The organism is Pontibacter sp. JAM-7, assembly GCF_048548695.2.
In the GTDB taxonomy this organism is placed as follows: Bacteria; Pseudomonadota; Gammaproteobacteria; order Pseudomonadales; family Balneatricaceae; genus Neptuniibacter.
In genome coordinates this window covers 195,602-215,229 of record NZ_JBLYIF020000006.1, presented here as the reverse complement: position 1 = coordinate 215,229, position 19,628 = coordinate 195,602, and the positions used below count along the sequence as shown (strand labels likewise).

Annotated in this window: 12 protein-coding genes; 6 read left to right on the top strand and 6 right to left on the bottom strand. The window is 47.5% G+C overall.

The window, feature by feature from the left end; genetic code table 11:
• Nucleotides 1-13: 13 nt before the first annotated feature.
• From ACFVYJ_RS10195 to ACFVYJ_RS10185, 3 genes are read right to left on the bottom strand one after another with little or no spacing between them, the layout of a single operon-like run.
• Complete coding sequence (locus ACFVYJ_RS10195; RefSeq protein ID WP_419415698.1) at nt 14-472, bottom strand: response regulator; 459 nt, start codon at nt 470-472, stop codon at nt 14-16.
• Between the two features lie 42 nt (nt 473-514).
• Nucleotides 515-2,596, bottom strand: coding sequence for a diguanylate cyclase (locus ACFVYJ_RS10190; RefSeq protein ID WP_419415699.1), 2,082 nt, complete (start codon nt 2,594-2,596; stop codon nt 515-517).
• Nucleotides 2,596-5,739, bottom strand: a complete 3,144-nt coding sequence (locus tag ACFVYJ_RS10185) for a CheR family methyltransferase (RefSeq protein ID WP_419415700.1) — start codon at nt 5,737-5,739, stop codon at nt 2,596-2,598. Before ACFVYJ_RS10185 ends, ACFVYJ_RS10190 begins: the two co-directional genes overlap by 1 nt.
• 464 nt (nt 5,740-6,203) lie before the next feature.
• On the opposite strand from ACFVYJ_RS10185, the gene nirB reads away from it, so the two are divergent.
• The 4 genes from nirB to ACFVYJ_RS10165 all read left to right on the top strand — a co-directional run bounded on the left by nirB (nt 6,204) and on the right by ACFVYJ_RS10165 (nt 11,823).
• Nucleotides 6,204-9,935, top strand: coding sequence for a nitrite reductase large subunit NirB (nirB, locus tag ACFVYJ_RS10180; RefSeq protein ID WP_419415701.1), 3,732 nt, complete (start codon nt 6,204-6,206; stop codon nt 9,933-9,935).
• Between the two features lie 17 nt (nt 9,936-9,952).
• Nucleotides 9,953-10,300, top strand: a complete 348-nt coding sequence (gene nirD, locus ACFVYJ_RS10175) for a nitrite reductase small subunit NirD (RefSeq protein WP_419415702.1) — start codon at nt 9,953-9,955, stop codon at nt 10,298-10,300.
• 311 nt (nt 10,301-10,611) lie between these two features.
• Nucleotides 10,612-11,565 carry a hypothetical protein gene (locus tag ACFVYJ_RS10170; protein WP_419415703.1) on the top strand — a complete coding sequence of 318 codons (954 nt, stop codon included), beginning with the start codon at nt 10,612-10,614 and terminating at the stop codon, nt 11,563-11,565.
• A 90-nt stretch (nt 11,566-11,655) separates the two neighbouring features.
• A complete protein-coding gene (locus ACFVYJ_RS10165) occupies nt 11,656-11,823 on the top strand; it encodes a YqaE/Pmp3 family membrane protein (protein WP_419415704.1) in 168 nt (55 codons plus the stop codon).
• 65 nt (nt 11,824-11,888) lie between these two features.
• Here ACFVYJ_RS10165 and ACFVYJ_RS10160 read toward each other — a convergent pair whose 3' ends face one another.
• The 3 genes from ACFVYJ_RS10160 to ACFVYJ_RS10150 form a co-directional block, all read right to left on the bottom strand.
• Nucleotides 11,889-13,946, bottom strand: coding sequence for a 4Fe-4S binding protein (locus ACFVYJ_RS10160; RefSeq protein ID WP_419415705.1), 2,058 nt, complete (start codon nt 13,944-13,946; stop codon nt 11,889-11,891).
• Between the two features lie 260 nt (nt 13,947-14,206).
• Complete coding sequence (locus ACFVYJ_RS10155; RefSeq protein WP_419415706.1) at nt 14,207-15,169, bottom strand: winged helix-turn-helix domain-containing protein; 963 nt, start codon at nt 15,167-15,169, stop codon at nt 14,207-14,209.
• Nucleotides 15,170-15,283: 114 nt separating this feature from the next.
• Entirely contained in the window at nt 15,284-15,748 is a 465-nt protein-coding gene (locus ACFVYJ_RS10150; protein WP_419415707.1) for a hypothetical protein, read from the bottom strand.
• Nucleotides 15,749-16,495: 747 nt separating this feature from the next.
• Here ACFVYJ_RS10150 and ACFVYJ_RS10145 point away from each other — a divergent pair.
• Both ACFVYJ_RS10145 and ACFVYJ_RS10140 read left to right on the top strand, forming a co-directional pair.
• On the top strand, nt 16,496-18,841 hold the full coding sequence (locus ACFVYJ_RS10145; protein WP_419415708.1) for an efflux RND transporter permease subunit: 2,346 nt from the start codon (nt 16,496-16,498) through the stop codon (nt 18,839-18,841).
• Nucleotides 18,822-19,625, top strand: coding sequence for an outer membrane lipoprotein-sorting protein (locus tag ACFVYJ_RS10140; protein ID WP_419415709.1), 804 nt, complete (start codon nt 18,822-18,824; stop codon nt 19,623-19,625). Before ACFVYJ_RS10145 ends, ACFVYJ_RS10140 begins: the two co-directional genes overlap by 20 nt.
• Nucleotides 19,626-19,628: the final 3 nt, after the last annotated feature.

Here is a 19,628-nt window from a genome sequence, read left to right as displayed (position 1 = left end):
GGTTATGCTGCAATTATTCAATCTCAGATGTAGAAGATTTTTCCCTAACCGCTTTTTCCAGATAACTTTTCACCAGCGGTGAAATATTACCAAATTCAATATCGCGGCCATTTTTAATATGTGCACGAACCCGCATCAATACTCGAACCGGGCTGACCGATTTCACGACATAGTCTACCGCACCCGCCTCAAACGCCTGTATTTCGAACAATAAATCATCAAAACCCGTGAGAAAAATAATCGGTATCTGTTGGGTTTTAGGCTCTTCCTTTAGCCGACGACACACTTCAAAGCCCGACATATCGGGCAGATCCGCATCCAGCAAAATAAGCTCTGGCTGGGCCGCAATAGCGCTCGCAATTGCTTGCTGACCATTTTCGGCGGTCAGCACATCTACGCCCGCTTCAAGCACTGAGGTGAGCAACGCCAGCGCAGAGAGTTCATCATCGACGACTAAAACTTTTGGTTTCATGAGAAAGCTGCCTCAAATTGGCAATGTAGAAGAGAACGACAACTAAGAAGATTGCTGGGTAAGCAGCGCAATATACGCTTCAGTATCCACTGATGCAGGCGTTAATGCCTGGTACCAGTAATCAACACCCCATTCCGCCAGTTCATTTCCGGCCATGTCAGTGCCTGTCGCTACCAGCATACGCGAATTCATATGATGTAAAAAGCTGCACAGCGCAGCACGCCAAGTCTGCACCGTGGCTGTTAAAGCATCACCGGGCTGACATATATCTGAAGATAGAATAGCCAAATTAAAATTCAACTCACTTAACCAGCTATGCAAGCTCAGCGATTCACCGATACCCTCAACTGCCAGGCCGTAACCCAAGCCGGACAAATAACCCAGCTGCGCAATCAAGTCCGGTTGTGCATCACGAATGTCCTGAGCGGTTAATTGGAGCCAGATCAGCTCCACGAGATCAGGATAAGTCTGTTGCTTGGCTTTCATAAATCGCACCACATCAGGTGCCATAAGGTGTGCAGGCTTAACCGCAATAGTCAACGGTAGGCGAACAATATCAGCTGCCTTTCGGTCAAAATATGCAAACAGCTCCGACAACTTCAGCATTGTCATTTCGGTACTTTCCGCGCCCTCGGGCAGAGCAGAATTTAACGTCGCTTGCGGTTGCAAGCTAACCAGTGCCCCCGCCACCTGTTGACTGCCGATTGCATAATAGGGGGAGAACCGAAGACTTAATTGATCCAGCCCAGCGTTATCTGGCAGCGCAAGTGCGACAGAAGCGTCAGAACTCAGGTCATCTGCCTGCGACGCTGTTTGATAGACACAAAACTGATTTCGACCTGACTCCTTGGCCTGATACATCGCTTGATCCGCTGTATTCATCAACGCCTTTGCATGAATAGCATCGTCAGGATAACTGGAAATCCCGATACTGACAGAGCAATGATAGGTTGTACCCTGCAGCAAATACGGAAGGCCCAGGCTGGTAACCAACTTGCTAGCCACTATATTCTTGGCCGTGTCGCTGAGACTTCCGTTGAGCACAACCACAAATTCATCACCCCCGATACGAGCAATAAAATCGGCTTTTTTCAGGTTATGCTGTAACCGCTGACTGACATGGACTAACACCTGATCACCAAGCGCATGCCCGAAGTTATCATTCAATGCCTTGAAATTATCCAGGTCGGCAAACAATAAGGTTAATCCTTCACCCGTTCGTTGGGCCTCACTGAAGCTTTCCATAAAGTAGCGATCAAAGCCGGCACGATTATACAACCCGGTAAGGGAGTCGGTTTCAGCACTGCGCTTAAGCGCATTCTCCCTGGCCATTTGCGCTTCAATATTTTCCAGTATACATATCCGGACCGCCTCATCAGGATTGGTCGCTTCAGGATCGGCATCAACCACTTTTAGCTGAGCATGGATATGCTGCCCAGTCAGGTCTCTCACCAGCACCCGCCCCTCCCAGAAGGTAGCATCAACCAGAGTGTCGTTGATCGCACGTTGCAGCATATCGCTGCGGTTAAACAGCTGCTCCATCGAACGACCAACCACTTCACGATCAGCAAGCCCTGATAGTTCACAAAAACCGGGATTCACCGATATAACGATGCCATTGCCATCAGTAATAAAAATGGCCTGACGGGCATATTTGAAGGCAGCCTGATAGATATTCAGTTCCCGGTTAAGAAACAGCAAATTATCCCGCGAACAAAATGCCAAGGCATAATAAAGCTTACCGGCGTACTCAAAAGCGTGCTTATAGACGACAAAATCATTTGGATGCGTGATCATCAAGCGGATTTCGAGACCGCTGGCACTGTCCCCCTGTAACCAGCGGATGAAATCACCATATGGACTGGCAATGCACTTCCCCAGACTCAGTATGGATTGTTCTCGCTGCCCCCGTAACAGGTTGATAATAGACGTAGCAGCCTGGTTGGCATAACAAATACATAGCCGCTCATCGGTAACAAGCAGCGGCAGAGGACTATGCAGTAAGGACTTGACGGCAAAACCGACACCATCGAACCCATCATCAGACTTGGTCGTCCGCGGCACGCCTGTGACCTTAGCCAGCCCTAAAAGCGCATTGGTAATAGCGTCATCATTTTCCAGCATTAACTCTCGACGTTCTCCGCGGCAAAGAAAGTAACCAGAATCTGTTTGGCCATGCCAGTGATCTCACTCATTTCATATATCGCGTGATTCGCATGAATTTTGAGGAATTTTTTCGTGCCCTTCAGTTTTAAACGATAGGTCAGTGGGTAGGTCTGCCCTGCTTTAGCTGATGACTGGAACTGAGTGAACAATGCCTGTAACTGTTTACGATCAGCACTGTGACACAGTTTTAAGAAATCATCTGTGTTAATTTCGTCCAGATCATCCTGCGAATAACCAAGCAGCTGAGTAAAGCGCGGATTGATAAATGCCAGCTGCTGATCATGTACATCATAAATATATGCGGCATTCATGCTGCTATTCAGGATGAAATTAATTTTATCCTTATGCTCAGAATTATTCCGCTCGTACACAACCTTCTCAGTGATATCCGTCATACTGCCCATGACCTTGACTGCCTGTTTAAGGTCATTAAAAGACACCAGTGCTTCCAGCGAGATAACCTTGAGCCCCGTCTCACCAACCGGTGACTTAAAGACAAATGGCTGTTTAACTTTATTTTGCAGCAGGCCCTTAAGGTGCTCTTCCAGGCGATTGCGATCATCAGCATGGGCTAAGCCGATAAAGGCTTCAAATGAAGGATGAAACACACGCTCATCCAGGCCAAAGATCCGATAACAACCACGGCTCCAGGTAAATTTACGGCTGGACACCTCCCACAACCAAGACCCAGTGCGACCGATTCGCTCCGCTTCTTCTAACAGGCTGTTGGACTGCTCAAGTTCGTTGCGCAGCTGTAAGAGTTCTGCTTGTTGCTGCTCTTTATCTTCATAAGCGACACGCAGCTCAGAGTAGGCTGTTTGCAGCTCTTCATTGGTGGATTGCAGTTCTTCGTTGGTAGTCTCTAACTCTTCATTGGAGCTCTGCAGCTCCTCATTGGAGCTTTGCAGCTCCTCATTCATGGATTGCATCTCTTCGTTGGAGGTTTCCAACTCTTCGATGACATCCTGCAGTTGTTCTTTGGTTTTAACCAGCAAGCGCTGCTGTTCCTGCACCATGGCTTCGTTGGCGAGGTCTCCCTCTTGGTTCACCATAGGGATATTCATCGGATCTTCGATCTGGCTGAATATCAGGGTCAGATTGCCCAGCGGATTCTCTTTTACAATTCGGATCAATAACAGCTTAACCCAGACATCTTCACCATCGATCACCAGAGCGTGGAAGCCCGTATCAGCCTTCTCTTTGCCACACTCCAGTGAATGCAAGGCAGAGCGCAACTCCACCGTCAGCTGAGGGTGCATATTGCGGAATATATTATTGGTTGGCAGCCCCTGCGGTCGCACTAATAGGGGGTTTTGCCCCTCAGTAAAGATAATGTCATGGTTTTCATTAATCAGAATTGCATGCGGCAGCACCAATTGTTGCAGACGTTCAATAATCAGCTCCACAAACTGATCATCGAGCTTTTTAGTGGCACCGGTTTGACGGGAAGGCGGATGTTCCACCAGGTCAACATAATCGGCCAAAGGTGGGCGGCGCTTGTTATTGCGTTCTGGTGGCAGTTTTTTACCAATATAAACACTTTCATAGATCTTTCCGGACTTCACCAGCGGCCTAAACTGCTCCTGAAAAACACCGATAGACTCCGACTGCCCCAACATCATCAGCCCCTTGGGGTTGAGCGCATAATGGAACGTAGGAAATATCTGACGCTGTAACTCAACTGTGAAATAGATCATCAAGTTACGGCAGGTAATAAGATCAAGGCGCAGGAAAGGTGGATCACTGTTCACGTCATGGATCGAGAAGATCACCATCGCCTTGATCTGCTTGATCACCTCATACTGGTCACCTTTAACCAGCAGGTACTTCTCCTTCATGTATCTTGGCAGGTTCTGAATCGCCACCTCCGGGTAAACCCCGTTACGAGCATAATCAATTGCCTGCTTATCAATATCTGTCGCGAATATCTGAATTTTATAATCGACGATTTTATCGCCCAGAATTTCACTGATCATCATCGACAGTGAGTAGGCTTCCTCACCGGTAGAGCAACCTACCGACCAGACCCGGAGCACCTTCTCTTTCTTATTATGTACATAGTGTTTGAGCTCAGTGTTGAGTTGCTCAAACGCGCGCCCATCACGGAAAAAAGAGGTCACACCGATCAGCATATCCTGGAACAGGAAGGTCACCTCATCCAAATTCTTGTTCAGATACTTGAGGTACTCTTCCGCCTTGCGGATTTTCAACGTGGTCATGCGACGTTCGATACGCCGCAAAATGGTGTTTTCTTTATATAGGCCGAAATCCACATCACAGTGTTTTTTCAGCAGGCGGATAATGCCATTGTAGGTTTCCCGTGCCATCGATTGCTCACTGTCGATAGCCCGATTTTGCCGAAACATCATGTAGTTGAGCAGTTCATCGCCAATTTGAGTGGCGGGAATAATCAAATCGACATTACTGGAGTTAATGGCAGCATTTGGCATGCCATCATATTTGGCACTGGAAGGTTCCTGCACGATGCCCAGGCCGTTTTCGCCCTTGATCGCCCTGATGCCACGGGCACCATCACTACCGGTACCGGACAAAACAATACCAATGGCATGTTCACCTTTGACCAGAGCGATAGATTCAAACAACATATCTACTGATGGGCGCGGTTTGTAACGCACGTCTGGGTAACTGGTTAGCTTGATGGTATCGCCGGGATACAGCTCGATATTATGATTCGGAGGGCATATGTATATCTGCCCGGCACGCAAAATATCACCATCCTTAGCTGCACAAATGGCCAATGTGGAATCTTTCTCCAACAGATCCACCATCATACTGCGATAAGAAGGCGACAGATGTTGTGCCACGATAAAGCTCATTTTGATGTCAGGCGGCAGATTTGACACCATACTCTGTAATGCTTCTAGGCCACCGGCACTGGCCCCCACACCAACCACAATCAGCGAACTTTCCGGGTCGACGGCAGCAGGCCTCTCCAGAGGCTGGTCTTTTTTATCTATCTCAACTGACGGTTCTATATCAGGCATTTTTTCAGTAGGTAACTCTGCCTGTTCCAGTCGCACATCATCGCCACGCTCCTGTGTGACATTTTGCAAATCCGTTTCTGTATTATTGTCAGTCATACCGATTCTCTTAGGCAGCACACCTGATTTGAAAGCGGCCTGTTTATAGATAAATTGAATACACTCAGAACCACCCCCGCTCTGAGTCAAAGTTATCCAGGGAAATCAATGAATGAGTATAAGCCAACGGAAATTTATATATAAGCATACGATGAAGTTCAAGTAGCTCTTGTATCTCATAAATCGATCGCGCACCAAAACTGGGCAATGATTGTGCAGTCGCATCATAAACAAGCCAGTTAGGGCTTGATTTATTGCACAAAAAAGCACCAATAAAACATAAAATACTGTTTTATAAGAATTTAAATAATATGGCACACTACATGCTTTATTAAAATCAGTTCACTTCCAATGTCGGAAGCCGCATTACTTTTTTACCGAGAATTAAGAACAAAGGCGTTCTACTCCAGCAGACAACTGCTGAGGGAAGAACGCCTTTTTTTATTTACGGGGTCTGACATTACATGAGACAACATCTGGTCATAATTGGAAACGGGATGGCAACAGGCCGCCTGCTGCAACTCCTCATGGAGCGCAGTCCGGGCCTGTTCGACGTCACTGTTTTTGGTGAAGAACCGGGTGGTAGCTATAACCGGGTATTGCTCTCTCCTCTACTAGGCGGTGAAAAGACACTGGATCAGGTCATGACCCTGTCCACCTCCTGGTATGCCGATCACGGTATTGCTTTGCATAGCGGCGACCCTGTCGTTCGTATTGATCGTGCCCACAAACAGGTTATTAGCGAAAAAGGCCTGCATATTCCGTATGACAAGCTGATCATTGCCACCGGCTCTTACCCCACTCAAGTACCCATTCCTGGCCTGGAAAAAAACAACGTCATGAGTTTCCGCACCCTGAAGGATGTGGAACGGATGCAACAGCTTGCTGCCAACAAGAAAAATGCAGTGGTTGTTGGTGGTGGTTTTCTGGGTTTGGAAGCGGCTGAAGGCCTGCGCCGCCTAGGCATGAAAGTCACCGTGCTGCAGCGCGCACCCTGGTTGTTAAATAATCAATTAGATAAAACCGCTGCTGGCCTGCTGCAAACCGCGCTGGAAAGTCGCGGCATGCAATTCCGTCTTGATGCCATTACCGAAGAAGTTCAGGGCGAGGATGCCGTGGATTCTGTACGTATGGCCGACGGCGAAATAATTCTTGCCGATCTGGTAGTTACCGCCATCGGCATTACACCGAACACAGCACTGGCTAAGGATGCCGGGCTGAGTTGCCAGCGTGGCATTCTGGTCGATGCAAAGATGCAGACCAGCGACGCTGACATATATGCCCTGGGTGAATGCTGTCAGCACCAGGAGCAGATTTTTGGTTTGGTTGCGCCCATCTGGCAACAGGCGGATGTGCTAAGCCAAAACTTCGCGGGCAACGATGTCCTTTACCGTGACGAAGCAGTTGCCACACAGCTCAAGGTGAGCGGTGTTGAACTCTTCTCCTGCGGTTCCCTGACAGATGCCGAAGACACCGAAACACTGGTCTATCGGGATCTGCAACACAACGAATATCGCAGACTCTGGCTGCGCAACAACCGCTTGGTCGGTGCCGTACTCTACGGCGATGTCCGGGAAGGACAGTGGTATTTCGACCAACTGAAACAAAACAACGACCTGAGTGCCGACAGAGCACAGCTGCTTTTTGGTAGCCCATTCTGTACGTCGCAAACTCAGGCAGAAAATCTGGGTATATCTATGAGTAAACGTCAGTTAGTTGTTATCGGTAATGGCATGGTAGGCCACCACTTTGTGGAAAATTTCGTCACCAGTGGTGTGGCTGCCGACTACGAAATTCATATCCTTGCAGAGGAAGACCGTGCCGCGTACGACCGCGTGCACCTGTCCGAATACTTCGGTGGCTCCACCTATGAAGACCTCTGTCTGGTAAAAGACAATTTTTATGAAGAACATGGTGTTCACCTTCACCTGAATGAAGGTGCAGCACAGATCGATCGCGATGCAAAGCAGGTCTTCACCGAGCAAGGCACCTACCCTTACGACACACTCGTTCTTGCAACAGGTTCTTACCCGTTTGTCCCCCCAATACCGGGTAATGATGGTGAGGCCTGCTTTGTCTATCGCACCCTGGAAGACTTGGATAAGATTCGCGCTAGCGCTGAATCCTCCAAGGTGGGTGTGGTAGTTGGCGGCGGCCTGCTGGGTCTTGAAGCAGCCAACGCTCTGAAATCACTGGGACTAAAAGCCCATGTCGTGGAGTTCGCACCACGTCTGATGCCAGTACAGCTGGATGAAGATGGCGGCGAACTGCTGAAGCAAAAAATTGCGGCCCTGGATGTAGACGTCCACTGCAACAAAGCAACAACTGAAATCGTCGCTGGCGAGACGTGCCGCTATCGCATGAACTTCAGTGATGGTTCACATCTCGAAACCGACCTGATCCTGTTCTCTGCCGGTATTCGCCCACAGGATGCCCTGGCACGCAGTTCCGCACTTACCATTGGCGAACGCGGCGGCATCATCGTTGATGACCAGTGCCTGACATCCGATGAAAACATCTACGCTATCGGCGAATGTGCTCTGTGGAATAACCAGATCTTTGGCCTGGTAGCGCCGGGCTACACCATGGCAAAAGTCGCCGTATCCGCTATTAATGGTGACAGCGACAACCTGTTTACCGGCGCTGACATGAGCACCAAGCTGAAACTACTGGGTATGGATGTTGGCTCTATTGGTGATGCCCATGGCCGTACACCAGGCAGCATCAGCTACCGTTACCTGGATGAAGATGAGCAGACCTACTACCGCATCATCGTCTCCGAAGACCGCAGCAAACTGCTGGGTGCAGTACTGGTCGGTGACAACAGCAAATATGACACGTTGCTGCAGTACGCCCTGAACGGTATTGATCTACCGGAAAAACCACAGGCGCTGATCCTGCCTTCAATGGACGGCGCTGCGGCACCGACCCTAGGCCCGGATGCACTACCAGATACTGCCACGATCTGTTCATGCCTTAACGTTACCAAAGGGCAAATCTGCTGCTCCATTGATAGTGGCGCGACCTCGGTGGCTGACGTCAAGGCAGAAACCAAAGCAACCACCGGTTGTGGTGGCTGTGCTGCCATGCTGAAAAACCTGGTGGATCACGAGCTGGAAAAACGCGGCGTTGAAGTATGCAAAGACATCTGCGAACACTTCCCGTATACCCGCGAAGAGCTGTACCACATTGTTCGGGTTGAGGGCATCCGTAGCTTCCACGACCTGATCCAGAAACACGGCAAAGGCCTGGGTTGTGATATTTGTAAACCCGCCACCGCTTCCATCATGGCTTCCTGCTGGAACGAGCACATCATGGATGAACCGCTGGTTGCCCTGCAGGATACCAACGACACCTTCATGGCAAACATGCAGAAAAACGGTACTTACTCCATCGTACCGCGTGTTGCCGGCGGTGAAATCACCCCTGACAAATTGATCGTGCTGGGTGAAGTCGCCAAAAAATACAACCTCTACACCAAAATCACCGGTGGCCAGCGTATCGACCTGTTTGGTGCACAGATACATGAACTGCCGTTGATCTGGAAAGAGCTGGTTGATGCCGGTTTTGAAACCGGTCATGCCTATGGCAAATCGGTACGTACCGTAAAATCCTGTGTCGGCAGCACTTGGTGCCGTTATGGTGTTCAGGACAGTGTCGGCATGGCGATCGACATCGAAGACCGCTACAAAGGCCTGCGCTCACCCCACAAACTGAAATTTGCGGTTTCCGGCTGTACCCGTGAATGTGCGGAGGCACAGAGCAAAGACATCGGGGTAATTGCCACCGAGAAAGGCTGGAACCTGTACGTATGTGGTAACGGCGGTATGAAACCACGCCATGCTGATCTATTTGCCACCGACCTGGATGACGACACCCTGATCAAATATATCGATCGCGTACTGATGTTCTACATCAAAACCGGTGATCGCCTGCAACGTACCTCCGTCTGGATGGATAACCTGGAAGGCGGTCTGGACTACCTGCGCGAAGTAGTCATCGAAGACAAACTGGGTATCTGTGAAGAACTTGAAACACAGATGGCACACGTGGTTTCAACCTATCAGTGCGAGTGGAAATCCACCATTGAGGACCCGGAAAAACTCAAGCGTTTCCGTACCTTCGTTAACGATGACGAGCGTGATGATCCACAGATCGTAAACATCATCGAACGCGACCAGATTCGCCCGGCCTGATTGTGAGGAAAGAAACCATGACTGCAAATCCTAATACTGTGTGGACAAAACTGTGTACCAAGGCCGACCTGATCCCGTTTTCCGGGGTCGCAGCCTGGCACGAAGACCAGCAGGTAGCACTGTTCTACCTGCCTGGAAATGATACTGAAGTGTTTGCCATCGGCAATCACGACCCGTTCAGCGGCGCCAATGTACTGGCACGCGGCATTGTCGGCGACCTCAAAGGTGAGCTGGTTGTCGCATCACCGCTGTACAAACAACACTTTTCCCTGACCTCTGGCGCTTGCCTGGAGGATGCTGGGACACGGGTACCGGTTTGGCCGGTTCGCCTGAAGGGTGACGATGTCGAGATCGTGTCAGCCTGAGGCTGACACTCATGATACTACCCGCTCACGGATGAGCTTCCTGCCCCTTAGGTAGTCATACCCCTACCTTTGGGACTACTTGCCCACTTTCTGACATTGCTGGGCTTTTTGACCGCTACCCTTGGGTAGCGGTTTTTTTATCGGCGGCAGCAAACTCCGCAAATTTAAACAGATGCTGTTGCAAATAAATTCACGCTTCATTAAAAACATTCATTTTATTTGCAAAAAGTTTCATCTGTCTCATACAGCACCTTACCTGCAAATGTTGTTAGAATTGCCGAAGTTTTTACCGGCCAGCGAAAGAATGGATAATGAATACGGATCTCAGAGAAAAATTTACCGACCCTACGCGTGGGGTCTACCTGTTTGGCACCACACCTCCTAAACAGGGCACATCAGCGGAAAAAATGACCGAGATCGCTGACAAACTGCTCGCCCGGCTCCAGTCTCTGGAGTTTGATGGCATGATTGTCTACGACATCCAGGATGAAAGCAGCCGGATTAACACTCCGCGCCCATTTCCGTTTATGCATACCCTGGACCCACGCGTGTATTCCCGCTTGCTGCGGGAGCGCTCCGGCCGACCGGTAGTCACCTATAAAAGCGTTTCTCAGCGCGATCGTGCAGCGTTTACCGACTGGCTCAACGAAGCCTGGCAGGAATACGGGATACGAGATATTGTCCTGGTTGGCAGCCCCTCATCAGAGGGGGAAATCAAACTGAGCCTGAATGATGCCTACAGCACCCTGATCGCACAGCCACTGCCCTATCAATTGGGCGGAGTCACTATCGCTGAACGGCATGCAAAAAAAGGTAACGAACACCAGCGCTTGATCAGCAAGGGCCAGAATGGCTGCGAGTTCTTCGTCTCGCAGGCCGTTTACAACCCTCAAGCCACAATCGATATGCTGACCAGTTATGCCCGGGAATGCAAAACACTGGGCTTAACCCCGCAGCGGGTCATTCTCACCTTTACCCCCTGCGGCAGCGCAAAAACGCTGGAATTCATGGAGTGGCTGGGGATCTCTGTGCCACAAGCCACCAACATTCGCATTTTGGATGCTGAAAACCCGCTGCAGGAATCGATCCGAATCTGTCGCAGCAACCTGGAACAGATTCTTGAAGCAGTACTGCCTTTGGGTATCCCCCTCGGCCTCAATATTGAGAGCCTGACCAATCGCAAAGAAGAGATTGAAGCGTCGGTTCAGCTATTCAAGCTGTTAAAGTCAATTGTGGACCTACGCCTGGCAGAAGCTCAGCTATAAGTCTATTTTGTGCAGCGCACAAAAACAGCTGTGATTTCTATTCCAACTGGAGTAGATTAAACGGACAACATTTAACCAATGGAGCCGGTTATGAACATTGTTAACCTTATTTGTGCCATTCTGTTACCACCACTGGGTGCCTACCTCCAGGTAGGTGCCACCAAGCACCTGGTCCTTAATTTGATCCTTACCTTCCTTGGCTGGTTACCTGGTATCGCCCACGCTGTCTGGCTAGTCGTAACCAAACAAAGAGGCTAACCGTACCGTTCATGACGGACAGGTCCCTGTCCGTCAGCATTACATGACCCGCGATGTGCTATCAATTATTCAACGGCTATAACGTCAGATGAGGTTTTCAGCTTTCTACCATTTCGTTTTTCTACGATCTTAGGTACGCATAGAGTGTCATTTTCATAGATAACAACACAATCCAAACACTGAAAGCATTCGTCATAATCAATAGTGCCATCACGCTTAATCGCTTCATACTGGCAACTCTTTTTGCATAACTGACATGGGCTTCCACATTCAGAGCGGCGCACTAACCAGTCCCAAAGCCTGAATTTACCCATGATTGCCATAACCGCACCTAGTGGACAAAGGTATCGACAATAGCCTTTGTAAATAAATGCGCTAAAACAAACAGTTAAAATGGCCCAAAGCACAAAAGGCCAGTAACGCACGAAATACAGCGTGATGCTTGTCTTGAACGGTTCAATTTCAACCAAACGATCTGTCCATACAGGGGAAATACACGCAGCCACTAAAATCAAACATAGAACGCAGTACTTAACACGTTTGAGCCAGCAATCTAGCCTATCACTTGGCTCATATGGCTTGAGGCTAAAAAATGCCATACCTTTACTAAGCATTTCTTGCATTGCTCCAAAAGGACATAACCAACCGCAAAAAGCCCCACGTCCCCAGAAGAAGAACGTTGATATGACAAAAATCCAGAGAGTTAATGTCATAGGGTCATATAAAAAGAAATGTAGGTTTCCGCCTGCAGATAGCGCTTGCATTGCACCGGTTATATTTACGATAGATAGCTGGCCTTGGGCATACCATCCAATGAAAAGTAAGGTAAAAATTAAGTATGAAAATCGAATCCGCTGAAAAGTTATAGGCTGCTTAAGCATCCATTTCGGCATAGATAATATGTATATCAATACCACCAAACCAATGACCAAAATAAAAACATCCCATTGGCGTTTATACCAAATAGAAACCCATGTTTTATTTCCACCATCAGCTTCAAAATAATAATTTTCAGGTACAATATAACTAAAAAAAAGGCTATTAGATAAAGTAGGCGCCTGCGACAAGCCATCGCCATTTATAGATAATTCGAAATCTAGAGGTAAGGCAATATCGATACCAGAAGTATCGATGATTTTATACACCATCCAATCCGCATCTTTAAGGCTCAAGGGCAGTTTTACCTTGTAGTCCATCTCATAAAGGTCAGTACGGTCATCAAAATCCAAATCACGCATCTCGACGGGCAACCCTTCTTGCCGTAGCAAAAGCCTGTCAGAGATGCCACCTCGCAAAGTATTGTCATGCTTAAAGGAATACCGCCCCGTACTAACAACTAATATCGCATGATCTCCAGTATCAAGATTATCCTGCAAAAAAGCCCAAGCTTCCGGCGAAAGTACATTTTTTCCGATCGTAGGTATAGCAAGATCCATCACATACAGCTCAATCAGTGGACCTTCCGACAGCTGATCAGCTTTTGCTCCTCCACCTGCAACGCGAGCATCCACAGATAGCGTTTTTACTGTTTGGTTGTCGACCACTTTTCGTTTGATCAGACCTGACGCTAACAAAGCTTGCCAACCCATTTCCTGAAAAAGTTCAGTATCAATTTTAGCAATCAAGTCTGGATCTTTGCCGCCACCAAAACCTAACCGTGCACGGGCAACTTTTAACGCAGAAGACAACAATGTTTGATTAAGTATTCGGATAGAGGCCGTTGCACCTGAAATACCATCAAGGTAAGTATTTTTACCATCACTCGGTTTTCTCTGACCTTGATTTTCGTTAAATTTAATGTTGTGCATTAGGGACAGACCTTTATATTGCTCTATAAATTCGAACATAGGCTTTTCCCCTACTCCACCAACAAACATAGGCTCTCGATGAAATAATACCTGCACATCCAAAAAACTTCCTTCCGTATCGATCACAACCAATAAATTATATGGCACGCCCATAAATCCTGGAATTACAGAGTAATTAATCGACTCATAAATATACCCAATTAAGTTCAATCCAGTAACCTCATGTTTCATGAGTGGCCATAACTCAAGCTCTGGATCTTTATCACCCACTTCGTAAGGTTCTGGGAACAATGAGGTCAACTTCACTTTATTCATAACGCTCACCACCTTAATACTGGAACTTTCAACTGAGCCAGCAGTAAAAGCCGTAGGGGCGTATAACAAAAAAAGTGGCAAGAGGCACAACAAGCGAGACATCAACATTACCAAGATCATCCGAAATAGCAGCGAGTGGCCAGCGCCTAAACCTAAGCGCTGGGCAAGCTTGATATGTACAAGATAGTCGGCAAATATATGTCAGAATTTTGTAAGAAAAATGCAAATATATTGCTAAAAAAACTTAAGAATCAATAATTTTAAAGCGGCTTGGGATAACGATAACCTTGTCCATGTACCGTTTCGATGAGAACTACACGTTCACGTTTAGGATCGATTTTATTCCGAAGAGTAAGGATATGCTGCTCTAAAGATCGGCTATTGGGCACAAATTCACGTCCCCACCCTACGTTATAAAGCTGATCTTTAGTAATGACTACATCTGGATTTTCAGCTAGGTAGACTAATAACCTCAAGTCCCTTTGGCTTATATTTGCCTGATACTGACCACGCCTGACAAACATACGCTTAGAGTCTATCTCCATATCACCCATATGAATAATATGTGGTGAAGATGATTCCATTTCCGGCGCGCCCTCCCTTCCCAACGAATTATCATTAAATCTTCTTTTAATAAAAAACTTAAATATCAATCCAATTAAATATACGCTTAAAAGCGTGACACATAACACCCCTACCAATATAGCCAGATTATATTTTAATGCGGATACACTACCTTTAGTGAAAATACTTGCTACCAATTCCGCTTTAGATACATTAATTGTACTCGCCAGTTCATCAGCACTTACAAGAAGACAAATCGAAAAAGACAGCTTATTACAGTAAAAAATCCTATCAGCATGGATATCAAAAGCTTCTAAAGCAGGTTGTACCTCTACATTTCGCAAATATTCAAGACGACTTTTGTTATGCGCAATAACAGCATCGAAAATATGAGGGGTATCTTCCGGATCGGGAAATATAGTCTTGCTGTCACTCCAAATGCCTATGGCTTGAATTAACGGAGAGGCTGCTTGATGCAATCGTACTTCAGTAAGTGCACGCTCTACTGCAAATTTTTCAATTAACAAACTTTGTTGGTGCAATATACCAACAGCAGCTGATTTTACAGCCTCATTCTCAGCTGAGCTGATGGGGCTATAACAATACAGAACCACCATAAAAGCACGCAACAAAAAAGACAATAATATTCGAAAAATCATACACGTATGAACCTGACAAACACATGAACATCATATCAGATTAAACTAGGTAATGAATGAGAGCAACGGTACTAAATATGAAAAATACATATTCATGCGACCCAAGCAAGAATTTTAAGTCTTTAATAAAGTAATAATTGCTTGTTCTGCCGCTTCCGGGTTACGGTCAAGTTCTTGTTGAGCAAAAACACGTACTGCTATCTCATGATCGACAAGATATTTAAAAAATGCTTTATGTTTTTCATCAGCCTGGCTCTCAAGCCTTTCGAATAAAATAAAATAGCCTTTTGTTTCAAATAAAATTATATTCAAAACCAAACGCCATGGAAAAAATGGAAATATAGCTCCAATTATTTTACCTTTAAACGAAGACAACACAGACAAAGGCAAACCAATATTTTCACTTTCGTAATATTCAGCCACACACTGCTTGGTCTGACTCTCTAGCTGCCAAAGCAAACCTGCTTTTCTTTTTTTATCCCCAGAAGACAAAGTAAAAGCAGACTTAAATGCCGCTTCACCATAAACCTCTGACAAAAAAACCGTTCTCATTTCCTTTGTTGCTTTTATTTTATTCATTTTATACTACTCCTGAAAAGTCCATAAATTTTTTATTTTTTGAGAAGTCTGTATAAAACAGCAAAAAGTAACGAAATTTGCCAGAAAGATAAAAGAAAGTTGCCAGTTATTCGCAAGAACCAATTATGGCGATTGATTTCATTTTTCTAGCCCTGCAATCTTAACTTAGATTTTGAGGGTCAACATGCAACAACCAAATAACCTTAGATATTATTAAGCGGGGCAACGGTAAAGTGACCACATTTAAAAGACCTTTAAAACGGAGAAACAAAGTCGGTTACAGGCATCAGCCCAGAAGCAAAAATTCAGGCATCAAAGATGCGTGAAGCCAGTTCGCTGATTACAACATCAAATCGCCATTTAAAAATGGCGTCCGCTTTATTTAATGCCAGACAAGATCTGACTTCACGGCTGTAAGGTCAGTTAAGTCGCATGAGTCTACAGGGCTTAAAGCAATGCATTCGAGATAACGCACCCCAGCATAGGAGCAGGATCATAGCTCATGAAACACCTAAAAACCCGCTGTTTAATAAAAGCTGGAACCCGGCAGGCAGCCAATTGTAGGTATGTTGCAGACAGATGCATTACGATAGTGCGTGACAAGTTGAACTCATCATGCGCGACTATCAAGCAAACCCTCAAAAATTGTGGGCAACCAGGGCGATTTAAAACTGCAACTCAAGGGGACGTCATGAAAATCAACTTACTAACGTTGCCAATAAAACAACAGACAAAACGGTACAAAAAATGAGACAACGCCTGTTCAATTTTGTCCTGAAACACCCGGTGTGGGTCGTTGTCATCAGCATTATTCTAGTAATGATGTCAGCGGCCGGCGCACATCTGCTGGTATTCAAAAGTGATTACCGGGTATTTTTCAGTGCAGCCAATCCGCAATTGACTGCTTTTGAGCAGATGCAAAAGCGTTACAGCAAGAGCGATAACGTAGCATTTATTGTCTCTCCCGCTGACGGTGAAGTATTCACGCCCCGCACGCTGAGTGCCCTACATGCGCTGACGGAAGAAGCCTGGCAGCTGCCCTACTCTACTCGAGTCGATTCTGTGACCAATTTTCAGTATACCTGGGCAGAAGGCGACGACATGGTGGTTGAAGACCTCATCGCCGATCCGGCAAACATGACGGCCGAAGCACTGGAACAACGCCGCCAGATAGCGCTGAGTGAGCCCCTGCTCATCGGCAAACTGATCTCTGATCAGGCTCATGTCAGCGTGGTCAATGTCACCATTCAACTGCCCGGCAAGAATCTGGTTGTGGAAGTCCCTGAAGTGATCAGCAAAGCCCGTGAAATCCAAGCTGACCTGATGCAGCAGTACCCGGATATCAATATCCAGTTGAGTGGCATGGTGGTGATGAACAACAGCTTTGCCGAGGCCTCTCTGCATGATAATGCCACTCTGGTGCCCCTGATGTTTGCGGTGGTCATCCTGAGTATGATTGTTCTGTTACGTACCTTTAGTGGCACCCTTGCCACCGTAATCATCATTCTGTTTTCAATTGCCGCGACCATGGGCCTTGCTGGCTGGGCGGGTTACTACCTCACAGGCCCTTCGGCGACCACTCCGATTATGGTACTCACTCTGGTAGTAGCTGATTGCGTACATATACTCAGCAGCATGTATTACGATATGCGCCAGGGTAAAAGCAAAACTGAAGCAATCCACAACAGCCTGCGCATTAATTTTCAACCCATATTCCTGACCAGTATTACGACCGCCATCGGCTTCCTCAGTCTGAACTTTTCTGATTCACCGCCGTTTCGGGATCTTGGTACCATGGTCGCCACCGGAGTAATGCTGGCTTTTGTCATGTCCATCACCCTGTTTCCCGCCCTCTTACAACTGTTACCCCTGCACGTCAGCGTGCAGCCCAAACAGACCCAACCCTTCATGCAACACCTGGGCAGTTGGGTGATCCGCCATCGGAAACTGCTATTACCGGGTATGGTGGTGATCATGAGCAGTCTGATACTGTTTCTGCCGCAGAATGAGATCAACGATGATTTTGTAAAATACTTCGATGAGTCAGTGCCTTTCCGCCAATCGACAGACTACATGCAAGAAAATATTTCCGGGATGGCATACCTGGAACTGTCGGTGGAGAGTGGTGAAAGCAGTGGCATAAACCAGCCCGCATTTATCAGGCTGCTGGGCGACCTGACCGCCTGGTTAAGACAACAACCAGAAGTTGATCATGTGAACAGCCTCAGCGATACCCTGAAGCGCCTGAATAAAAACATGCATGGTGATGATCCGGAATATTATCGCCTGCCTGCTGACCGCCAGCTCAGCGCCCAGTACCTGCTGTTATATGAAATGTCTCTGCCCTACGGGCTGGACCTGAACAACCAGTTAAATGTCGATAAATCCTCCACCCGTCTTATCGTCACCACCGATAACCTGACAAGTCAGGGGCTTATTGATCTGGAGCAACGGGTTCAAGACTGGTTCACTGCTCAGGCTACCGACTACAACCTGAAAATTGCCAGCCCCAGTATCATGTTTGCCCATATCGGCCAGCGTAACGTGCAAAGCATGTTACTGGGAGTGATATTTGCCCTGGTGCTGATTTCAGTATTACTGGGTATCGCCCTGCGTTCCCTGCGTTTTGGCCTGATCAGTCTGCTGCCAAATATCGCCCCGGCCGCAATGGGTTTCGGCGTCTGGTACCTGTTGGATGGTCAGGTCGGGCTGGCGCTATCCGTTGTTGCTGGCATGACCATGGGTATTGTGGTGGATGATACGGTCCACTTCCTCAGTAAATACCTGCGGGCCCGGCGGGAACATGGCATGGACAGCCAAGCCGCCGTCGCATATGCCTTTAACAGTGTCGGCCGGGCACTGTGGATTACCACGGCAGTTCTCGTAGCGGGTTTTCTGGTATTGGCACAATCGACCTTCAAGGTGAATGCCGATATGGGATTGCTGACCGCAATCACCATTCTGCTGGCCCTCGCCGTAGATTTTTTCTTCCTGCCACCGCTTTTGATGTTGCTTGATCGCAGTCCGGCAAAAGCCCCTCAAAAGCAAGAACCACCGATTTCAGGAGACCATGATGTTATTCAACAATCCTAGATTCACCCCGCTGATTTTTCTGGCCCTGCTGACCGCCAGCAACCATGTACTGGCCGAAACTGCTGAAGAAAAGGGCCTGCGTATTGCTAAAGAAGCAAAACAGCGTGACCAAGGCTGGCAGGATAGTCAGGCCGATATGGCGATGATTCTGAGCAACAGTGAAGGCCAGGAAAGCCGTCGTGAATTGCGCATAAAAACCCTGGAAATTGCCGATGATGGCGATAAAAGCCTGACCATTTTTGATCATCCGGCAGATGTGAAAGGCACTGCATTCTTAAGCTTTTCTCATGCAGTGGAAGCCGACGAGCAGTGGTTGTACCTACCGGCATTAAAACGGGTTAAACGTATCTCTTCGCGCAACAAATCGGGACCGTTTATGGGGTCGGAATTTGCCTATGAAGACCTGGCATCATTCGAAGTCGCCAAGTACCATTACCGCTACCTGCGTGATGAGGTTTGCCCCGACCAGCCGATGACATGTCATGTCGCAGAATATTATCCCAATGATCCACATTCAGGTTATACCCGCCAGATTGTCTGGCTGGATGTGGACGAATACCGGCCCTGGAAAATAGAGTTCTATGACCGCAAAAACAGCTTATTAAAAACCCTGACCCACTCAGATTATCAGCAATACCTGAATCACTACTGGCGTCCGGATCGCATGCTGATGGTCAATCATCAAACCGGTAAAAGTACCGAACTCACCTGGCAGAACTACCGTTTTCAAACCGGATTAGATGCCGCCGATTTCAACCGCAACAGTCTGAAGCGGGCCCGTTGATCT